The organism is Streptomyces sp. NPDC060205 (genome assembly GCF_042728395.1).
Taxonomy (GTDB): Bacteria; Actinomycetota; Actinomycetes; order Streptomycetales; family Streptomycetaceae; genus Streptomyces.
Map to the genome: position 1 here is coordinate 34677 of NZ_JBHWZP010000025.1, position 17121 is coordinate 51797.

Below are 17121 nucleotides of genomic sequence, written 5' to 3' on the forward strand. Positions count from 1 at the left end.
TCACCCCGCCGACGGCAGGACACCGACCTCGCGGCCGGCCTCGACGAAGATGCCCGCTGCGGTCTCCAGGTCCTCGGGGGTGTGCTCCGAGGTGACGCTGACCCGCAGCCGCGCGTCACCGAGCGGCACACCCGGGAACACCACGGTCTGGCAGTACAGCCCTCTCGCGCGGACCGCGCGGCCCATCTCCATGGCCTTGCGCTCGTCACCGACGACCAGGGGAAGGATCGCGCTGCTGGTGTTCTCCAGATCGAAGCCGGCGTCCGCCAACTGGCTCTGCAGAACGCGGATGTTGTGCCACAGCTTCGTGATGCGTTCGGGCTCCGACTCGATGACGTCGATGGACGCGATCAGCCCGGCGGCGACACCGGCGGGGATGTTCGCGGCGAAGACGTATGAGTTCGAGTAGAAGCGGAGGTACTCGACGACCTCCTCGTCGCCGACGACGAAACCGCCCATGCCCGCGAGGGTCTTGCTCATCGTGCCGAGTTCCAGGTCCACCTCACCCTTTAGCCCGAAGTGCTCGGCCGTTCCCGAGCCGCGCCTGCCGAGCACTCCCGTGGAGTGGGCGTCGTCGATCATGACCCGGGCGCCGTGCTCCTTGGCGAGGCGGACGATCTCGGGCAGGTCGCAGATGTCGCCGTGCATGCTGAACACACCGTCGGCCACGACGAGTGTGCCGCCGGGCCCCTCGTCGCAGCGCTTCAGAATGCGCTCCAGGTCCGCCATGTCGTTGTGCTGGTAGATCCGGCGGGTGGCGCCGGAGAGCCGGGCGCCGTCGACGATGCTCATATGGTTGAGCTTGTCGACGACGACGGTGTCGTAGCTCTTGACCAGTGCGGAGATCGCGCCGATGTTCGCCGCGTAGCCACCGGGATAGACGATGCAGGCCGGCCGCTGCTTGAAGGCCGCGAGGCGCCGCTCCAGTTCCTTGTGGAGCATGTTCGTCCCGCCGATGAACCGGGAGCCGGTGTGGGTGGCCCCGTACCGGCGGGTGGCGTCGCAGACCGCCTCGATCACCTGGGGATGGTTGGCCAGGCCCAGGTAGTTGTTGGACGCGAACATCAGGAACTCGCGTTCGCGCCCCTCCAGTTCGTCGAAGACGACGGCCCGGTTCGAGGAGCGGGAGTGCAGGGGCATGCCGTACCAGTAGAGCCGCTCGGCCTCGCGCCGCCGCAGATACCTGCCGAAGCTGCGGGTCTTTGCGAACAGGTCGCCGTCGCGTTCCTCCACGAAGTCCTTCATCGAGCGGCCGTCCCAGGCCGCGTCCAGGTCGGCCGTGTCCAGGTCGCCCGTGTTCAGGTCGTCCGTGGCGCGTTGGGCCGCCGCGCGCTCGTCCGGGATCCGCTCCGCACCCCGACCGAGGCCGGTGAGCGCCTGCTCCACCCGCTGCCCGTCCTCGTGGTACGGACGCAGGGCCTCCACCAGCTCGTCCAGGGACGTCGCGGTGACGGTGCCCGCCAGGCCGGAGGGGAGGCCCAGCTCACGTGCGGCGTCGGCCACGATCGAGGCCAGGACCACCGAGTCGATGCCCAGCTCGCTCTCGAAGTCGGCGCCCGGCGCCAGCTGATCGCGCTGGTACTGGGTGTGCCGCATGGTGGTGGTGACGACCGTCTCCAGGAGTGAGCCGCCCGGTGCGGTGTCCGCCGGTCGCAGGACGACCGCAGGGGGAGTCTGACAGGCCTGCTCGACCGCGCGGACGAGGTCGCCGACCGTCACGAGGCCGGACGGCAGCGGCGCCACCAGCGCGAACTGCTCCTTCACCGAGGCCAGGATCGATTCGAAGATGACCGAGTCGATACCGAGTTCCGCCTCGAAGTGGCTGTCGGGCAGGAGGTAGGACTCGTCGTACAGCGTCCGTGAGGCGATGATGTCGACGACCTGACGCCGGACGCCGCCGCCGTCCTGCCCGTGCTGCCCGGCCCGCCCGTCGTGACTGTCCGGCCTGTCCCCGGTGATGTTCGTCATCGGACGGTCTCCCCCTCTCGCCGCAGCCGCTCGACCAGTGCTGCCATCGCGTCGACCGTCCGGAAGTTCGCCGGGGAGATCTCCCGCAGCGGGACGGTGACACGGAAGTCGTCCTGCATGTAGTGCACGAGGTCGAAGATCCCGGCCGAGTCGATGATGTTGAGCTCGGCGAGGGGGACCTGCGCGTCGAGGCCCTCGGCGTCACCGTCGAGCCACACACCGGCGATGTAGTTGATGATGGACTGCTGGGTGGTCATGGTCGTCCTCGGCTCGTTTTCCGGCGGACTCCGGCCTGGCTGCCGGCTCCTTGCGGCCTGGTCACGGCCCGGTGGGGACCTCGGCGGACGCGAGGCGCTCGATCAGGTCGGCGACCTGCGTGATCGTGTCGCCGGGAGAAGCGGCGTCGTCACCGACCTGCACACCGAAGTCGGACTGGATGACGAGAAGCAGCTCGACGAGGAACAGCGAGTCCATGTCGAGGTCCTCGAACGTGGTGTCAGGGCCGATCTCCGCACGGTCCACCTCGAAACGGTCGACCAGCAGATCGACCAGCCTGCCGTACATCACGCTCATGCCGTGTGCTCCTTCGCTCGTGCTCGTACTCGCGCTCCTGTTGGCCCTGGTACTGGTACTGGTACTGGTGCTCACGCGCGCGCCGGGTCCAGGTCCGGCCAGGTCAGCACCGCGGACCCCCAGGTGAGCCCGCCGCCGAACGCGGTGAGCAGCATCCGCCCGCCCGGCCGCAGCGCACCTTCGGTGTGCGCCTGGTCGAGGGCGAGCGGGATGGAGGCCGCCGCGGTGTTGCCGACCTCGGCGATGTTGCTGACGCAGCGACTCCGGGGAATCCCCAGGTCGTCGGCGACATGGTTGGTGATCCGGAGATTCGCCTGATGGCTGACCAGATGGTCGACGTCCCGCGCCCGCCAGCCCGCCCGGGCGAGGACCGTGCGGGCCGATGCGGTCATGCGCAGCACCGCGTGCCGGAAGACCTCCTTGCCCGACATGGCGAAGTACCGTTCGCCTGCCGCCGGTGCCAGCCCGGACAGGCGCTGGCGTGAGCCGCCCGCGGGCACGGTGATCAGGTCCTCGCCGTCCCCGTCGCTGCCCAGGTCGAACGGGCCGAGCGCGCCGGGCTCCGCCGGATCTCCCGAGCGCAGTACGACGGCTCCGGCGCCGTCCCCGAAGATCACAGCCGTGGACCGGTCCTCGGGATCGAGCAGCGTGGAGAACGTCTCCGCGCCGATCACCAGCACACGGTCCGCGACACCCGCGGAGATGAGTCCCGCCGCGGTCGCCAGCCCGTACACGAACCCGGTGCAGACGGCGGACACGTCGTAGGCGGCCGTTCCCCTCATCCCGAGCCGGGCGGCCACCACGGGGGCGGTCGCCGGACAGGGGCGGTCCGGGGTGGTCGTCGCGACGAGCACCGTGTCCACACCGGAGACGCCCGCGCTCTTCAGGGCTCTCTCGCCCGCCCCGACGGCCAGGTCGGAGGTCGCCGTGCCCCGCTCAGCGAAGTACCGCTGCTCGATGCCCGTGCGCGAGCGGATCCATTCCCCGGAACTGTCCAGCCCGGCGGCCAGTTCGTCGTTCGGGACGGCCCTGGGCGGCAGGCAGCTGCCGACTCCCGTCAGCACGGCGGCCCGGCTCAACGGACACCGTCCTGGCCCGGCCGGCCGGGGCGGTCACCGGTGACGCAGCGCGGTGCCGGTCGGTCGCGAAGACGTGCAACCACGGGAGTGCTCCTCGTCTTCCGGACGGCCATGTGCTCCGGAGATCCATGCGGTGCGGACGGTCATGCGGTGCGGACAGTCATGCGGTGGGAACTGTCACGTGGCGGTGACTGTCATGTGGTGCAGGGGTCATGTGTTCCGGGGTGTCCGGGGTGGTGTCCGGGCCGAGTCTGGTCCGGAGGGCTGACCGATCGCTGACGAGGCACTGACCGATGACTGACACAGCGCCACCGCGCCGCAGGGGGACGGTCCGTCAGCGCGCGGTCAGCCATCGGTCAGCGGTCGGTCAGCCCGGCCGCCCACACTCGACGGCGAAGCGGCGTGGCGGTGTCCTGCGAGCGCCGGAAGGCAGGGTGCATCGCGTCGGCGAGAGGAACGCATGAGTGTGAGGGACGTATGAGCGTGAGGGACGCATGAGCATGATGTACGGCAGGCTGGAACGGGCATGACCACCTTCAGTTCGCCCTCGCCGCCCCTCGCCGTGACGGGGGTCGGCCTGGTGACCGCGGCCGGCATCGGCGCCGACGACACCTGGAAAGGTGTGTGCGCGGGCCGGTCCCCGGCGGCCACGAACCCCTCGCTGGCCGGTCTCCCCGTGGACATCTCGTGCACCGTGCCCGGCTTCTCCGCCCGCGAACACGTGGGCCGACGCAGCTCCCTCGCGCACGACCGCTTCAGCCAGCTGTGCATCACCGCGGCACGCGAGGCGGTCGCCGACGCCGGCCTCGACCCCGGGACCTGGGACGGCGTCCGCGTCGGGGTCGTCGTCGGATGCGGCCTCGGAGGAGTGGCGACCTGGGAGACCCAGCACCGGCGGATGCTAGAGAAGGGGCCGGAAGCGGTGTCCGCCCTGCTGATCCCGATGCTCGTGCCCAACATGGCCGCCGGACACCTGGCGATGGACCTGCACGCCAAGGGGCCGAACCTGGTCACGGCGACGGCCTGTGCCTCAGGTGCCACGGCGATCGGCACGGCCATGCAACTCCTGCGTGACGGAAGCTGCGACGTGGTCGTCACGGGCGGCGCCGAAGCCGGGGTCAGCCCCCTGATGGTGACGGGTTTCGCGCAGATGGGCGCGCTGTCCAGGAGGCTCGACGCGCCGTCCGCCGCGTCCCGTCCCTTCGACGCGGACCGCGACGGGTTCGTCATCGGCGAGGGCAGCGGCATGCTCGTCCTCGAACGCGAGGCGGACGCACGCGCGCGCCGGGCCACGGTCCGGGCGAGGATCGCCGGGTACGGGGCCTCCGCCGACGCGTACCACATGACCGCCCCCGACCCCGAGGGCACCGGGGTGCTGCAGGCGCTGCGCACGGCCCTGTCGGGAGCGGGTGTCACGCCCGGGGAGGTCGACCACGTCAACGCCCACGGCACCTCCACACCGCTCAACGACGCCGTGGAGGCCAAGGTGCTGAGAGGGCTCCTCGGCGAAGGCCCCGCCGTCACCTCCACCAAGGGGGTGACCGGCCACACCCTGGGCGCGGCCGGCGCGATCGAGGCCGCGCTGACCGTGCTGACCGTCGAGAACGGCACCGTCCCGCCGACCGCCAACCTCGAACGGCAGGACCCCGAGGTCGAGTTGGACATCGTCGCCGGATCGGCCCGGGAACGGAAGGTGGAGGTCGCGGTGAGCAATTCGTTCGGCTTCGGCGGACAGAACGCGGTCCTGGTGATCACGGCCGCCTGAACCGGCGTACCCACGAGCACCGGATCGCACCGTCGGTGGCTCTCGTCCGAAAAAGCCCCGGCCGCCAGGCCACGACACCGGAAGACTCCATCGGGTGACCAAACGAGACCTGATCCTCCAGCGCACGGTGGGCGTCCTCTACGTCATCGCCGGCATCGGCAAGTTCTTCCCGGAGATCGAGTCGGTCGAAGAGCGCCTCGACGGCGCCGCGGACGGCAACGACGGCGTCGCCGTCCTCGGCCCGTTCACCGACTGGCTCGCCGCACACCCCACCGGCGTCACCGTGTTCGTCGCGGCGGCGATGGCCGTCAGCGGGATCGTCCTGATCCTCGACCGCCACCTGGTCGTCTCCGCGCTCTACGGCCAGCTGCTCATGCTGGTCTGCCTGGTCGTCATCCTCGTCAGCAGCGTGCCGCAGATCCTCGTGCTCGACGCCGCGTTCTTCGCCGCGGCCATCTACCTCCTCGTGCGGCACCGGCGCACACCGTCCCCGTCCGCCGCGGCCACCTCGCGGGCCAGGACGGACAACCAGAGTTAAGGGTCACGCCATGTCCTTCACCGTTCCGCACGTCGAACTCGCCCAGCTGGAAGACCGGGTTCAAGCCGCGCTCAGGACCATGGACGACAGCGCCCTCGATGTCCTCGGGTACGGCGAAGTCAGCCTGGTGCTGCGGCTGGAGAGCGGTGACGGCCCCTTCGCGTGCAAACGACTGCCGGTGTTCCCCGACCGCGGACGCTTCGAACGGTACGAGGAGGGCCTGCGCGAGTACCTGGGAAGGCTCGGGGACAACGGCCTCGGCGTCGCCGACACCGAGCTGTGGCACACACAGCTGCCGTCGGGGCGGATCACGGCCTACTGCGTGCAGCGCGAACTGCCCTCGCACCGGCTGTGCTCCAGACTGCTGCACACCGAGGACGACATCTGGATCAAGGACTTCTTCTCCCGGTTCCTCGACCGGGTCGAGCGCGCCGTGGAGCCCACCCTCGGACTGGACGCGCAGGCCAACAACTGGATCGATGTCGGCGGTGAGCTGGTGTACATCGATGTGACGACGCCCCTCATGCGGGACGCCCGCAACCGCGAACGGCTGGACGTCCGGCTCTTCTTCAGCTCGCTGCCCTGGTTCCTGCGCGACGCCGTCCGCGTCTCGATGACCAAGTCGATCTTCGACAAGTTCTACGAGCCCCGTGGTGTCCTGCTGGACTTCCTCGGCAACCTGTACAAGGAACGGCTCCACGATCTCGTACCCGGGTTCCTGGAACAGGCCAACGCCCGGCTGCACAGGCCGGTCACCGTGGAGGAGGTGGCCGCGTACTACCGCGACGACGCCCGGATGTGGGAACTCATCCAGCGGCTGCGGCAGGCCGACCGCTTCTGGCACCACAGGATCAGACGCCGCACCTACCCGTTCCTGCTGCCCCCGCGCGTGGAGCGCTGAAGACCCGGCGATGACGACCACCTCGCCGGACCGCCTCGCGGCCCGCAGCCTCGACGACAGCATGGCCCTCGACCCCGCGCGCCCCCTGTACGTCACTCACGCCCGCGGCCCGCTGACCCTCGCCGTGGTGTCGATCGCCTGGCTGCGCGCACGCGACGAGACGGACCGTGCGACGATCGGCGCCCGGCACCTCAGCGACGACGAGAACCGGCAGGCGGCCCAACTGCGCCTGCGCAAAAGGCGCTTGGAGTGGCTGGCCGGGCGTCTGGCCATCAAGCACAGCGTGAGCGCCTATCAGTGGCGGCACGCCGGCACCTCCTTGCGCCCTCGCGACATCACGGTCGGTGCCGTCGCGGACGGGCTCCGCGCCGGGAAACCCGTCGTCGACGCCCGCGTGGAGGTGGGTCTGTCCCACTCGGTGGACTTCGCCGTCGCCGTCTGCGGGCCGCGCGCCGTCGGGATCGACGTCGAGCGCAGCCGCCAGGTGCCACCACCGCTCGCGGAACTGCTCACGCATCCCCCGGAGATCGCGGCGGACCCCCGCCTCGGGGGAGTGGGCGCGATGCCGCTGCCCCTGCGATGGGCCTGCAAGGAGGCGGTGCTCAAGCACTTCGGGCTCGGCATGCGGGTGGACAGCCGCGAGGTGCGGCTCACCCAGTGGTGGCCAGACGGCCGGTTCGCCTGGCGGGCCGGACCGGAACTGCGCCGTCACGCACCGGCCGCCGACGGCTCCCGCTTCGACAGCTGGGCCCGGGAAGTGGACGGCTACGCCCTGGCACTCGTGTGGCAATGAGGGAGATCCGTGCAGCAGCGAGGAGACCCATAAGGCAGTAATGGGACTCGTGTGGCGCTGAAAGGACCCGTGTGGCACTGAGGAGAACGGACACCGTGACCAGCTCACCCGCCTCGACACCCCGGCCGCCCTCCGCGGACCGCCGGGCATCCTTCGAACACGCCCTGCGCGAAGCGGCCGGCATCGCCGCGCTCAGCCCGTCGTCGCACAACTGTCAGCCCTGGGGTGTCGCCTGGCCCACCGGCCGTGACGCGCGCCGCGCGGTGGAACGGCTCGTCGACGAGGCTCCGGCCGACGGGCCCGAAGCGCCAACTGGCATCTTCGTCGGGAGTGGCACCGGGGGTGGTGCCACGGACGAGTACGTGATCCTGGCCCTCGACCGGGAGCGCGAACTCACCTCCCTGCCCGCGCACGCCGTCGAGATGCTGGTCAGCTGTGGGGCGTACCTCCAGGTCCTGTTGCGCTCCCTGACCCTCCAGGGCTGGTCGACGGACCGTATCCACTTCGTCGAACCGCTCACCGGCGGACGGGCGGGCAGGGCCGAGGGACGGACAGGCGTGGCTGATGCCCGGGCGGGCGGGGGTTACGACGCCGGTCGCCCTCTCGGTGACACCTGGCCGGTGTCATGGTCACCCCTGTGCGCGGTCCGGCTGCGTCGCACGGGCGAGGCGGACGGCGGACTCGCCGAACTCCGCCGCACCGCCCTGGCCCGGCGGACCAACCGCGCGCCCTACCGGCCCGACGCGGTCGAACCAGCCGTCCTGGACGGCCTGTCCGCCCCGTCGGCCGGCGTCGCCAAGGGCGCGGACGTCACCGTCCGGCATCTCGTGGCCGACAGCGACCGCGCCGCCTTCGCCGGCCTCGTGGCCCGCCACGGGGGACGCGACTTCAGCCATCGACAGGCCTGGCGCGAGACGTACTCGTTCGTGCGCCGGGACGAGGCCGAGGCCCATGCGCTGGGCGACGGCTTCCCCCTCAGTCAGCTGTTCGGGCCGCTGTCGACCCCCAGGCGCCACGCCCTGCGCCTGGCGCTGGCTCCCACCACGATGAGGGCGCTCCGCCACGCCGGCTACCACCGCGTGCTCGCCCGCCAACTCGCCCGCGTCGTAGGGCCGTCGCCGGTCGTCGTCGCCATGGGTCTCACTGACGCGTCCCCCGGTGTCGAGGCCACCGTCCGCGGCGGAGCCCGCCTGGCCGAGTACTGGCTGCGGGCCACGGAGGCGGGGCTCGCGCTGCACCCCGTCAGCGTCGTCCTGCAGCACGACGACGTACGAAAGGAGCTGCAGGACCAGCTGGGACTGCCCGGCCGGACCTTCTTCGTGAGCAGATTGGGGCACCCTCTCACGGATTTCCCGCGATCACCGCGCCGGATAGGAGCCCGTGCCGTACGCACGATCTGACCACGATCCGACACGGCGTCCAAAGGTTTCATGAAATTCTCCTGTGGGTTGTCAGAACCAGCCACCAAATACCGGACAGATAAGGCACGAGGTTACTCGGTGGTAAAACTCCATGAGGTCCTCGGAGAGCCGTGATCGTGTGTCTCCTGTGTTACCCTGCATATGCCATGCGGCCTCGATGTTGCGAGACCGATAAGCAGCGAGGGTCTCCTGGAACACGCAGGGTCGCGTCAATCTCGGGGGAGGAACGAACCTTGCACTGCTCTCGGCGAACGGGCCTCAATGCCACTCATCGTTTCGCGTGGACGACCTACCTGATCGCCGAGCGATGAGCGTCCACCGGCGGAGGTCGGGACACCGAGCCGTGCGGGACGATTGGCCGGCCTCCCCGGCGCATCACACCGCCCCGGGCGGTGGTGCCGCCCGCGACATCCGGGTGCTGCTCTGCTGTGAGGGATCGATCGTGGGCGCGGGAATGCGGGCCCTTCTCGACCAGCAGCCCGACATCGCTGTCATCGGGTACGCGACCGGGACGGATTCGGAAGCCGCCGCCGCCGACTCGGCACCGGACGTCACCGTGGTGGTGGCCCCCGCCCTGACCATCGAGGACAAGCGGGAGCTGACCGCTCTCGCGGCACTGACCAAGGTCGTCCACATCACGAAGGCGGAGAGCGCCAGCCGCTCGATCGAGATCCTGCGGCTCGGTGTCCGTGCCGTCCTCGCCCCCGACACCTCCGCCGACGAGCTGATCCATGTCCTGCGGACGGTCAGCGCGGGCAGTGCCATGGTCATCCCCGAGGCGGCCCGCAGGAGCCTCGACCACCTGCCGCAGCGCCATGCCTCCGCGCTCGCCGCGAGCGTCGTGCCCTCGCTGACGCCGCGGGAGACCGAGGTGATCGCGCTGCTCACACAGGGAAAGTCCAATGCGGAGATAGCGGAGAAATTATCGGTCTCCACGGCGACTGTTCGCTCCCACGTTCACCATTTGCTGAGGAAACTGGGTGTCGGAAGTCGTGCCCAGGCCGTGGCCGTCGCCTACGAGACCGGACTCATGGCGGCCATTGAACAGAATTCAAAGGACTCGGGGCGGAGCTGACGACTGCAAAGCAAAAGGCCTTTCGACGCCGACGGCCCCTCCGCTATTCACACGCGATAGCCGTCTCCGATACGGTCGCCCACCGTCTCGGACACGACCTCGGCCATCCGGTCGAAGTCGGAGACCAGCTTTCTAAAGGGCGGACTCTGCATGTCGTGGTCGAAGTCCGCGAGGCTCGATACCTCGATGATTTCGACGTAGGCGGGGGGCGTGTCCTGCGCTGCCTCTCCGTCCTCCGTGCCGCCCCCGCCCCGGACCACCCGCTGGACGCTGAACGACAGGACACTGGGCAGCTCGGGGCACGTGGCGTAGTCGACGTCTCGCACCCATGTCTCGAAGCGGTCCGGTGCCACACCGTCGAGCAGACGGATCCGGTGGACGATGATCGTCATGGTGTACTCCGTTCCGGACCGGCCGAGCCGACCGGGCCGACGAGTGGTTGCCGGAGCAACCGGCGGATCAGCATGGCCAGTTGGTGGTTGAGCTTCTTGACTGCGTGAATCAGCCCGGCCAAGGGGTGCATCAGCGGCGTCCGGCCCGGCGACGGCTGCCGTTCAGGCCCAGCGCCCGGGCGATGTTGTTCTTCTGGATCTCGTTGGTGCCGGAGAAGATCCGTGCGGGGAGCGCGTCACGCAACAGCGTCTCGGCCTCCCCTTCGAGGACGCCCAGCGCACCGCGCACCTGGATCGCGTCGAGACCCAGCTGCACGGCGGCCTCGCTGACGGCCAGCTTCGCCAACGCGGGGCCCACCTCGTCCTCGGACCCTCGCGCCAGCCCCCACGCGGCCTTGTAGAGCAGCAGCCGGGCGGACTCCAGCCGCACGGTCATGTCGACGAGGCGATGGCTGACCGCCTGGAAACTGCCGATCGGGGCGCCGAACTGCTCACGGTCTCCCGCGTACTCGACCGTCGACTCCAGGACCCGCTGCATCGCACCCAGGTAGGCGGCGAAGAGACAGGTGCGCTCCCACTTCATGGACGAGGAGAACACACTCGCCCCCGCGCCCCGGGCCCCGAGCACATCGGCCGAGGGCACCACACACCCGTCGAAGTGCACGTCGGCCGTCGGGGAGCCCCGCAGACCGACCTTGCTGTAGGGCGGCCCCACCGTGAGCCCTGGTGTGCCCGCCTCGACGACGAACGCCGTCAGGCCGAAGAAGCCACGGCCCGGTTCGGTCGCCGCCTGCACGACGAACACATCGGCGACCGGCGCGTTCGTGATGAAGCATTTGCTGCCGTGCAGCACATAGTGGTCGCCCCGGAACTCGGCGCGCGTACGCAGGTTCAGCGCGTCCGAACCCGCCTCGGGCTCGGTGATGGCATGGGCCGCGATGCGCTCTCCCGAGCAGAGCGCCGGCAGCAGACGCCGCTTCTGCTCCTCCGTACCGAACTCCACGATCGGCATCAGGGACGCGAACAGGTGCGCCGCGACGGAGAAGGCGAAGCCCGTGTCGCAGGATCCGTACCCGAGGGCTTCCATGACCGCCGACGCGGCGACCGCGTCCAGACCGCTGCCGCCGTACTCGACCGGGACGACGCCACCGACCACACCCTGCTTGCCCGCGAGGAGCCAGCGCCCGCGGAACCCGTCGGCGTCGAAGGCCGCACCGGACTCCTCGTGCCGGCCGTCCAGTTCGCGTCGGGCGAACGCCACCGTCGTGGTGCGCATCTCCTCGACGTCCGGGTCGAACTCGAAGTTCATCGTGATCCGTCCATGTGCTCTGCGTGCTCCTCGACGAGTACGTGATAGTTGATGCCGCCCGTGCCGAACGAACTCACGGCAGCGCGCCTCGGCTGCCCGGGCTGCCTGGTCCACACAGAGGGCTCGGTCGAGATCACGGCGGGAACGGCGGCCAGGTCGAGCGCCGGATTGAGGGTGCGCAGGTTCGTGTGGGGCGGCAGGGTCCGCGCCCGCATCGCCAGCAGCGTGCGCAGCAGCCCGGCGCTCCCGGCGGCGGCGAAGGTGTGCCCGTAGAACGACTTCGCCGAGCCGATCTCCAGCGGACGGGCGCGCCCGGCGCCGCCGTAGACCTTCGCGACCGCGGCGATCTCCACCCGGTCACCCACCTTGGTGCCGGTGCCGTGCGCCTCCAGGTAGTCGACCGCCAAGGGCGCGAAGTCGACCTGCGCGAAGGCCCGTTCCATCGCGCGTGTCTGTCCCGCGACATCGGGTGCGATCAGGGACTTGGCGTCGTTGGAGGCTCCGACGCCCCGGACGAGACCGAAAATCTCGTCGCCGTCGCGCAGCGCGTCACCGTAGCGTCTGAGCAGGAACAGACCACAGCCGTCGCCCGGCGTGAAACCGTCGGCGCCCGCGTCGAACGGCGCGTTCCTGCTGTGCGACAGCAGACCGAGCGCGGAGCACAGGACCATGTCCCGGGCGTTGCAGGCCAGTTCGACACCGCCGGCGATGGCGAAGTCGGCGGTCCCCGCGCGGAGCGCGCCGACCGCCACGTCGATGGCCGCGAGGGAGGAGGCGCACGCGGCCTCCACGGCGAGGGGGACCGCGTCGAGCCCGTACTCGTTGGCGAGGAGGGCGGCGATCCCGCCGGCCAGGCAGCCGTCGAGCAGATCCGGCGGTACGCCCTCGTCGGGCGGGCCCATGCGGTCGCGCAGGGACGTGAGGAGTGACTTCCGCTGCAGCGGGGACAGGCCGCCGAGGGCGTCGAGGCGGCCGATCGTCTCCTCCAGCTCCTGCAGCGACGACTCGGCGTTCAAGCGGCGTTCGCGGGACAGGCCGAGATTGCTGCCGACGGCGATCAGTCCCCGGCCGTCCACCGTGGTCGTGCCGCGTCCTGCGAGGAGCTGTGCGGCGACATCCAGGGCCAGGCGCTGCGCGCCGTCCATCGAGGCGTGGCGCGCGGGAGAGATCCCCAGACCGGGCGGGGGCGCGGTCGGGAGCGTCGTGTGAGCGCCCTGGTCGGTGTAGCTGTGGGTCAGGCTCAGCGCGCCCGGGGCGTAGTACAGGTCCCGGTCGAGGACGGTCTGCGGCACCGGGCCGATCCGGCTGACGCCGGAGCGTACGGCCTGCCAGAAGCTCTCCGTGTCGGGTGAGTCCGCGAACCGCCCCGCCAGCCCGACCACCGCGATCGGCTCGGCGTCCGACGCCGTGTTTCCGACGGCGTACCGGGCCGTCGGGCCGTCCCCGGGCAGCCGGGTCAGCGGAGTCAGGGGGTGCGGCGGGCGCGGCGGGGTCGGGCGCGCGGCCTCGACGGCAGGCGTCCGGCCGTGCGAGCCCGCCCGCTCATGTTCCTCTTGCTCGTACCGGAGTCCGTCCGGTTCTTCGCCGTGTACGGGGCCTTGGTGTTCTTCGAGTACGAGGTGGCAGAGCGTGCCGGTGAGGGAGGTGCCGTGCACGGTCGCCCGACGCGGGTGGCCTTCCCTGCCCGTGGGCCACGGCCGGCCCGCGTCGGAGTGCCGGAGCGGTGTGCCGGAGCGCGCGAACTCCGCCGCGTCGGCCGGCTCCAGCTGGGGCGGGATCCTGCGGTGGTGCAACGCGAGCGCGACCTTGCTGAGAGCGGCGATCCCCGCATTGGCGAAGGTGTGCCCGAGCCGGTCCTTCACACTTCCGACGGTCACGGACCCGGCGGCGGCGCCCTCGTGGAGCGCGGCGAGCGCCGCCAGCTCCGCGCGGACCTCGTGGGGGACACCGGAACCGACACATTCGACGTACTGGACGGTCTCCGGGCGTACCGCCGCCGCGCGCAGTGAGCCGACGGCCGTCGAGTGGCGGAGCCCCACGGATGGTGAGGCGGAGAACGGACCCGGGCGGGGGTCGTGACGCAGCGAGCAGTCGAGGATCGTGGCGTAGATCCGGTCACCGTCGCGTACGGCGGTGGACAGGCGCTTGAGCAGGAGCGCCCCGACGCCTTCACCGAGCACGAAACCGGAGCCCGAGCCCGAGTCGGCCGTCGCGAACGGGTGGCTCGTGCCGGAGGTGAGCCCCTTCGCGGCCAGGGCCCGGGCGAACAGCGGGCTCTCCCGGCGCTGCCCGGCGACGACCAGCACCGCGTCGGACAGTCCGCCGCGGAGATTGAGCACGGCCTGTGCGACAGTCGCGTACGAGGTCGCGTCCGCGGACTCCATGGCCAGCGTCCTGCCGTGGAACGTGAAGGCTGTCGCGATGCGCGCCGGGATCGTGCTCGCCATCTCCCCGACCCGGTCGTGCGGGGAACCGTGCAGGCGCCCGGCCAGAAGGAGCCGCAGTTCCTCGGCGGCCCGCCTCGCGCTGTCGGCATCGGCGCCCGCGAAGAGCGCCGCGCGTTCGACCTCGCGGACATGGCGGATCGCCTCGACGCGCAGCGCGTTGGCGTGCTGGCGGTCCAGGCCGAAGCAGGTGCCGGTGATGACATCCGTTCGCTCGACGGGCAGAGCGCGCCCGGGATGCCCGGCGTCCGCCAGACACTGCCGCGCGGCCTCAAGCATGAGGATCTGCATGCGGGCCATGGAACGCGCCTGGGCCGGTGGAATTCCGAACCGCGCGACGTCCACTTCTACGTCGTCGAGGCCCGATACGGCCCGGGAGGTCGCGGGGACGGGGAATTGCTCGTTCAGCAACTGCCAGTACTCGTCGGGGCCCCGCACGCCCGGGTAAAGGGCGGATATACCCACGATCGCCACGGGTTCCGCCGCATCGAACCGCATGATGTCTGAACACTCCCGCTGGTTGGCCCGGCCGACGGTGCACGCATTCCGTGTAAGCGGAAAGCCGGAGAACAAGGAAATCCGCAGGTGAATACAAGGCGCAAGGAGGGTGCGGTCCCGCGCCCGTCAGTTTCTGGCGGCGGCGGGCTCCCGCCGGCCCGGGATGGCCGCGGAGGGGAGTGTCAGTGACGGGTCCTGGGCGAGGATCTCCGTGTGACGGCGCTGGAGCGGGGCGCCCGGCCGGACTCCCAGCTCCTCGTCCAGCCGCCTCCTGGCCCACTGGAACAGATCGAGGGCCTCACCCTGCCGACCGGTCCGGTACAGCGCCAGCATGAGCAGTTCGCAGAACCGCTCGCGCAGCGGGTACCGGGCGACGAGCTGACGAAGCTCCGCGATCGCGCCCGCGTCGTCCCCCACGGCCAGATAGGCGCTGACCAGGTTCTCCCAGGCCGTGAGCCGGCGCTCGTCGAGAAGGGCGGCGGCGCCGCGGGCCCGCAGTCCGTCACCGGCGTCGAGCAGCGCGGACCCCTGCCAGAGTGCGAGAGCCTGCTGCAGGAGCTCCAGCGAGCGGTCCGGACGGACCGGCAACTCGGCGGCCCCGCGCGCCGCCAGGTCGAGAAACCTGTTGCTGTCGACGCACTCGGGCGGCACTTCGAGGAGGTAGCCGTTGTGCACGGCCCGCAGGACGGTGGCACCTTGGCGCTGCTGCGCGGATCCGACGATCACCTTGCGCAGCCGCGTCGCATGCGCCTGCAAGGCGTTCCGGGTGTTGCCCACAAGTTGTCCGGACCACAGTTCTTCCGCCAGGTCCTCATTCGACACGGCCCGGCCGGCCTCCAGCGCGAGAAGGGCGAGAAATGCCCGTACTTTGTTGGCACGTATGGTGTGATGCTTGCCGTTCATGCTGATGGACACAGGTCCCAGAATGTTGATCCGCAAGCTGTTCCCCCGTTGTGTGCTGCGCGATGTGCTGCTTCGTGGAGAGACCGGCGTGAAATCCGCGCTGCTTTGGAAAACGCGGCCGAAAACCGCTGGGGTTCAGTATTTCAGCCCTTCTGACAGGTGTCATCGATCAGCCGGTCGATTTCCGCCTTACACATCCGGTCGAGCCCCGGGGCGTGATCGGCTCAACCGTTCGTTGAGGAGGGCGGCGCCACGAGTCGACGAAAGGTGGACCGCGGTGGGAGGACGGGGAGCGGGATCTAGACCGTTCGGACCTGCTCCGGCTGTCCCCCGCTTCCGCGGGGGGCTGCTCGCACCATGGAAGCGGGGGACAGCCGGAGCGAGAAACGCCGGCCACACCTCTAGCGTGCTGGTGCATGACGTCCCAGGAGCCGCACCGAACGGACCGGACCGACACCCCACGCCGCACCGTGCTCGCCTTCGGCACGGCCGCGGCCACCACGCCCCTGCTCGGCACGGCACCCGCCCGGGCCCGTACCGCGGGCAGTACGCGCCCCGCGTCGGCCACGGCACCGCATGAGCTGGGCATCGGCGAACTGCGCCAACGGATGGCTGACGGACGGCTCGACGCCGAACGGCTCACCCGCCACTACCTGGACCGCATCGAACGCGTCGATCCCCTCCTGCACTCCGTGATCGAGGTGAACCCCGACGCGCTGCGGGAAGCCCGGCGCCTGGACGCCGAGGGCGACCCGCGCAAACCGCTGCACGGTATGCCCGTCCTGCTCAAGGACCTGGTGGAGACCGCCGACCGGATGCACACCACGGCCGGATCACTCGCCCTGCGGGGCCTGCGTCCGACGGCCGACGCCACCGTCGCGGCCAGGCTGCGCGCCGCCGGTGCCGTCCTCCTCGGCAAGACGAACCTGAGCGAGTGGGCGGGCGGCATGTCACTCACCCACCACGCGGGCTGGAGCGCCCGCGGAGGACAGACCCGCAACCCCTACAAACTGGACCGGTCACCGAACGAGTCGAGTTCCGGCAGCGCGGTCGCCGCCGCGGCAGGCCTGTGCGTAGCCGCCATCGGCACCGAGACCAACGGGTCGATCATCGACCCGTCCTCGGCCAACTGCGTGGTCGGCGTGAAGCCGACCGTCGGACTGGTCGGCCGCGGAGGTGTCGTCCCCGGCGTACCGAGCCAGGACAGCGTCGGCCCGATCGCCCGCACGGTCCGCGACGCCGCGATCCTCCTCGGCGCCCTCGTCGGGGTCGACGACCGTGATCCGGCGACCAGGGCGAGCCGCGGCCGCTTCCACCGCGACTACACCCGGTTCCTCGACGCCGACGGGCTGCGGGGCGCGCGGATCGGCGTACCGCGAACGGTGTACTTCGGCTACAGCCACCACGCCGACGACATCGCGGAACGCGCGATCACCATCCTGCGCGCGGCCGGGGCGACCGT

Annotated in this window: 15 protein-coding genes; 7 read left to right on the top strand and 8 right to left on the bottom strand. The window is 70.6% G+C overall.

Translation table 11 applies throughout. The features are described from left to right. From ACFWGJ_RS06950 to ACFWGJ_RS06965, 4 genes are all read right to left on the bottom strand, one after another. Entirely contained in the window at nt 1–1968 is a 1968-nt protein-coding gene (locus ACFWGJ_RS06950; RefSeq protein ID WP_387321527.1) for an aminotransferase class I/II-fold pyridoxal phosphate-dependent enzyme, read from the bottom strand. After that, entirely contained in the window at nt 1965–2225 is a 261-nt protein-coding gene (locus ACFWGJ_RS06955; protein WP_387321528.1) for an acyl carrier protein, read from the bottom strand. Before ACFWGJ_RS06955 ends, ACFWGJ_RS06950 begins: the two co-directional genes overlap by 4 nt. 61 nt (nt 2226–2286) lie before the next feature. Then, nucleotides 2287–2541: an acyl carrier protein gene (locus tag ACFWGJ_RS06960; protein WP_387321529.1), complete on the bottom strand. Its 255-nt coding sequence runs from the start codon at nt 2539–2541 to the stop codon at nt 2287–2289. Nucleotides 2542–2612: 71 nt separating this feature from the next. Then, entirely contained in the window at nt 2613–3620 is a 1008-nt protein-coding gene (locus tag ACFWGJ_RS06965; protein WP_387321530.1) for a beta-ketoacyl-ACP synthase III, read from the bottom strand. Between the two features lie 526 nt (nt 3621–4146). Here ACFWGJ_RS06965 and ACFWGJ_RS06970 point away from each other — a divergent pair. The 6 genes from ACFWGJ_RS06970 (at nt 4147) to ACFWGJ_RS06995 (ending at nt 10113) form a co-directional block, all read left to right on the top strand. Further along, nucleotides 4147–5385: a beta-ketoacyl-[acyl-carrier-protein] synthase family protein gene (locus tag ACFWGJ_RS06970; RefSeq protein ID WP_387321531.1), complete on the top strand. Its 1239-nt coding sequence runs from the start codon at nt 4147–4149 to the stop codon at nt 5383–5385. A 94-nt stretch (nt 5386–5479) separates the two neighbouring features. Beyond that, nucleotides 5480–5923 (top strand): DUF6041 domain-containing protein, encoded by a 444-nt coding sequence (locus ACFWGJ_RS06975; protein WP_387321532.1) that lies wholly within the window; start codon nt 5480–5482, stop codon nt 5921–5923. A 10-nt stretch (nt 5924–5933) separates the two neighbouring features. Continuing rightward, on the top strand, nt 5934–6824 hold the full coding sequence (locus tag ACFWGJ_RS06980) for a DUF6206 family protein (RefSeq protein ID WP_387321533.1): 891 nt from the start codon (nt 5934–5936) through the stop codon (nt 6822–6824). A 10-nt stretch (nt 6825–6834) separates the two neighbouring features. Further along, nucleotides 6835–7617 carry a 4'-phosphopantetheinyl transferase family protein gene (locus tag ACFWGJ_RS06985; protein WP_387321534.1) on the top strand — a complete coding sequence of 261 codons (783 nt, stop codon included), beginning with the start codon at nt 6835–6837 and terminating at the stop codon, nt 7615–7617. A 95-nt stretch (nt 7618–7712) separates the two neighbouring features. Then, a complete protein-coding gene (locus tag ACFWGJ_RS06990; RefSeq protein ID WP_387321535.1) occupies nt 7713–9017 on the top strand; it encodes a RedV protein in 1305 nt (434 codons plus the stop codon). Between the two features lie 364 nt (nt 9018–9381). Then, nucleotides 9382–10113, top strand: coding sequence for a DNA-binding response regulator (locus ACFWGJ_RS06995; protein ID WP_387321536.1), 732 nt, complete (start codon nt 9382–9384; stop codon nt 10111–10113). 47 nt (nt 10114–10160) lie between these two features. Here ACFWGJ_RS06995 and ACFWGJ_RS07000 read toward each other — a convergent pair whose 3' ends face one another. The 4 genes from ACFWGJ_RS07000 to ACFWGJ_RS07015 all read right to left on the bottom strand — a co-directional run bounded on the left by ACFWGJ_RS07000 (nt 10161) and on the right by ACFWGJ_RS07015 (nt 15671). Beyond that, a complete protein-coding gene (locus ACFWGJ_RS07000; RefSeq protein ID WP_387321537.1) occupies nt 10161–10505 on the bottom strand; it encodes a RedY protein in 345 nt (114 codons plus the stop codon). Nucleotides 10506–10635: 130 nt separating this feature from the next. Continuing rightward, complete coding sequence (redW, locus tag ACFWGJ_RS07005) at nt 10636–11814, bottom strand: L-prolyl-[peptidyl-carrier protein] dehydrogenase (protein ID WP_387321538.1); 1179 nt, start codon at nt 11812–11814, stop codon at nt 10636–10638. Next, on the bottom strand, nt 11811–14756 hold the full coding sequence (locus tag ACFWGJ_RS07010) for a polyketide synthase (RefSeq protein WP_387321539.1): 2946 nt from the start codon (nt 14754–14756) through the stop codon (nt 11811–11813). Before ACFWGJ_RS07010 ends, redW begins: the two co-directional genes overlap by 4 nt. 126 nt (nt 14757–14882) lie before the next feature. After that, a complete protein-coding gene (locus ACFWGJ_RS07015; RefSeq protein ID WP_387321540.1) occupies nt 14883–15671 on the bottom strand; it encodes a BTAD domain-containing putative transcriptional regulator in 789 nt (262 codons plus the stop codon). A gap of 404 nt (nt 15672–16075) precedes the next feature. Here ACFWGJ_RS07015 and ACFWGJ_RS07020 point away from each other — a divergent pair. Further along, nucleotides 16076–17121: amidase family protein (locus tag ACFWGJ_RS07020; protein ID WP_387321541.1), on the top strand; the 1046-nt coding region annotated here is incomplete at its 3' end.